The sequence below is a fragment of the Alcanivorax sp. genome, assembly GCF_014762765.1.
Lineage (GTDB): Bacteria > Pseudomonadota > Gammaproteobacteria > Pseudomonadales > Alcanivoracaceae > Alcanivorax.
In genome coordinates this window covers 1-2,936 of the sequence record NZ_JABURH010000027.1, presented here as the reverse complement: position 1 = coordinate 2,936, position 2,936 = coordinate 1, and the positions used below count along the sequence as shown (strand labels likewise).

Here is a 2,936-nt window from a genome sequence, read left to right as displayed (position 1 = left end):
CCGTTCACGTCTCGGCTGTCCGGGCCGAGCAGGAACAGGTAGGGCGCCATGATCTCGTCCGGGGTTTTCAGTGTTTTCGGGTCCTCGCCGGGGTAGGCCAGGGCGCGCATGTCGGTGCGGGTGCCACCAGGGTTAAGGGTGTTGACGCGGATATTGCTGGTGTTCTCCAGCTCTTCGGCCAGTACCTGCGCCAGGTTTTCGGTGGCCGCCTTGGAGACGGCATAGGCGCCCCAGAAGGCGCGGCCCTTGCGGCCAACACTGGAGGAGGTGAACAGCAGGCGGGCATCATCGCTGGCACGCAGCAGAGGCAGCATGGCCTGGGTCAGGTAAAATGCGCTGTTCACGTTCACCTGCATTACCGAATCCCAGGTGCCGACACCGTAGCGCTCCAGCGGGGTGATGTCGCCGAGCACGGAGGCGTTATGCAGAATGCCGTCCAGACGCCCGAATTCCTTGTCGAACAGACCGGCCAGTTCCTGGAAGTCCTCCGGGCGGGCCACCGCCAGGTTCACCGGTGCCAGAGCCGGCTCCGGGCCGCCGGCAGCCTTGATCTCGTCGTAGACCTTTTCCAGTTTCTCCGGGGTACGCCCCAGCAGGATCACGGTGGCGCCGTGGCGGGCCAGGGTGAGGGCGGCGCTGCGGCCGATACCGGCACCGGCACCGGTGACCAGAATGATGCGGTTCTTGAAGGCATCGGCGGGGCACTGATAGGCCAGTGCTGTTGCATTCACGGACGAAAGCTCGCTCATGCGGTACTCCTTGTGTTCATCGTTTGCAGCAGGGGCAGTAGGTCGCAGCCCTGTTCCAGATAATAGTCAGCCTGCCAGCCGTGAGGATCATCATCCGCGTCGATATAGCCGAAGGCAGCGACTGCGGTAGCCATACCCGCATTCTGGCCCGCCTGAATATCGCGCAGGTGGTCGCCCACGTAGAGACATTGTGCCGGTTCCACTCGGTCCTGCCGGGCGGCCATCAGCAGGCCTTCCGGGTCCGGCTTGCGCTGTTTGACATGGTCCGGGCAGATCACCGCGCCCACTCGCTGGTCCAGATTCAGCCCTGCCAGCACTGGTCCGGTGAAGCGTGATGGCTTGTTGGTGACGATGCCCCAGGGCAGTCCGTTGGCATCCAGCCAGTCGAGGGTCTCCGCCATGCCGGGGAACAGGCAGGTATCCACGGCCAGATGCTGCTCATAGGCGTTCAGCAGTTCGTCCAGCAGGGGGGGGAATTCTGCATCTTCCGGCCCCACCCCGAACCCCAGCTCGGTGAGTGCGCGGGCGCCATTGGACACATTGGCGCGCACCGCAGAGTAACTGACTACTGGCCGGCCATGCTGTTTCAGCAGGTTGTTGAGCACCGTATAAAAATCCGGTGCGGTATCAATCAGGGTGCCGTCCAGATCAAAATAAACGGCTTCAAGCTTGTTCATACATTCTCTCTACGACGCCGCTGTAGGAGCTTGCTTGCAAGCGAGCCCGGCTCTCTTCGCGTGCAAGCAAGCTCCTACAGGGAGGAATTTATTCGCCTTTGACGGCGTGCATAAGATAGTTCACCGACACATCCCGGTTCAGCTTGTACACCTGGGTCAGTGGGTTGTAGACCATGCCGGTGGTGTCTTTCACTTCCAGCCCTGCGTCCCGGGCCCAGCCGGCCAGCTCCGAGGGTTTGATCAGCTTGGCGTATTCGTGGGTGCCGCGCGGCAATAGTCGCAACACATATTCGGCACCGACGATGGCAAACAGAAAGGCCTTGGGGTTGCGGTTGATGGTGCTGAAGAAAATCTGCCCGCCGGGTTTTACCAGGGTGGCGCAGGCGCGGATCACCGAGGATGGGTCGGGCACGTGTTCGAGCATTTCCAGGCAGGTGACCACGTCGTACTGGGCGGGCCGTTCCTCGGCGATTTGCTCCGCCGGAATCTGCCGGTACTCCACTGGCACGCCGGCCTGTTCGGCGTGAATGCGTGCCACTGCCAGGGGCGCCTCGCCCATGTCGATGCCGGTGACTTCGGCGCCGCGCCGGGCCATGCCTTCGGACAGCAGGCCGCCGCCGCAGCCGATGTCGATGACTTTCTTGCCGGGCAGGCTGACGCGCTCGTCGATGTAATTGAGACGCAGCGGGTTGATGTCGTGCAGCGGGCGGAACTCGGAATTGGGGTCCCACCACTGCTCTGCCAGGGCATTGAATTTGGCGATTTCGCCGGCGTCTACATTGGGAATCTGCGGTTGCTGTTCAGTCACGGTCGGCTCCGGCAATTTTTTCCTGCCACTGCTGGGCATTCTTGAGGATCACGGCTTCGTTCAGGGTGGTGAGTTTGCGATTTTCCATAAGACAGCGCCCACCCACCCAAGTGTGGGTTACCTGATCGCGGCTGGCGGCGTAGATTAATTGCGCCACCGGATCATAGACAGGCTGTGTCTCCAGGCGGTTCATATCTACCGCCACCATATCCGCCTGCTTGCCAATTTCCAGTGAACCGAGCTGGTCGTCCCGGCCCAGAGCGCGGGCGCCGTTGAGGGTGGCCATCTGCAGTATCTCGCTGGCCGGCAGGGCATCCGCCTGCAGGCTCACTCCTTTGCCAAGGAAGGCAGCGGTGCGGGCCTCGCCGATCATGTCCAGGTCGTTGTTGCTGGCGGCACCGTCGGTGCCCAGAGCCACGTTGACCCCGGCCTTACGCAGTTTTTCCACCGGTGCAAAGCCGCTGGCCAGCTTCAGATTGGATTCCGGGCAGTGCACGACCTGGGTGCCGGTTTCTGCCACCAGCGCAATTTCGTCCTCGGTGAGCTGGGTCATGTGCACCGCCAGCAGACGCGGCGAGAGCAGGCCCAGATTCTTCAGGCGAGTGAGTGGCCGCTCACCGGTGTTGCCCACGGCCATCTGGATCTCTCCGGCGGTTTCGTGCACGTGCATCATCATCGGCACGTCCAGTTCCTCGGCCAGGG

4 protein-coding genes are annotated in these 2,936 nt (G+C 62.5%); all 4 read right to left on the bottom strand.

Going from position 1 to position 2,936, the window contains the following annotated elements; genetic code table 11:
* Positions 1 to 749: YciK family oxidoreductase (locus HUJ17_RS00995; RefSeq protein ID WP_290508955.1), on the bottom strand; the 749-nt coding region annotated here is incomplete at its 3' end.
* Positions 746 to 1,426 carry an HAD-IA family hydrolase gene (locus HUJ17_RS00990; RefSeq protein WP_290508954.1) on the bottom strand — a complete coding sequence of 227 codons (681 nt, stop codon included), beginning with the start codon at positions 1,424 to 1,426 and terminating at the stop codon, positions 746 to 748. The genes HUJ17_RS00995 and HUJ17_RS00990, both read right to left, overlap by 4 nt.
* Before the next feature lie 88 nt (positions 1,427 to 1,514).
* Complete coding sequence (gene ubiG, locus HUJ17_RS00985; protein WP_300524184.1) at positions 1,515 to 2,213, bottom strand: bifunctional 2-polyprenyl-6-hydroxyphenol methylase/3-demethylubiquinol 3-O-methyltransferase UbiG; 699 nt, start codon at positions 2,211 to 2,213, stop codon at positions 1,515 to 1,517.
* Between the two features lie 13 nt (positions 2,214 to 2,226).
* The coding region (locus tag HUJ17_RS00980; RefSeq protein WP_290508952.1) for an amidohydrolase family protein at positions 2,227 to 2,936 on the bottom strand (710 nt) is incomplete at its 5' end.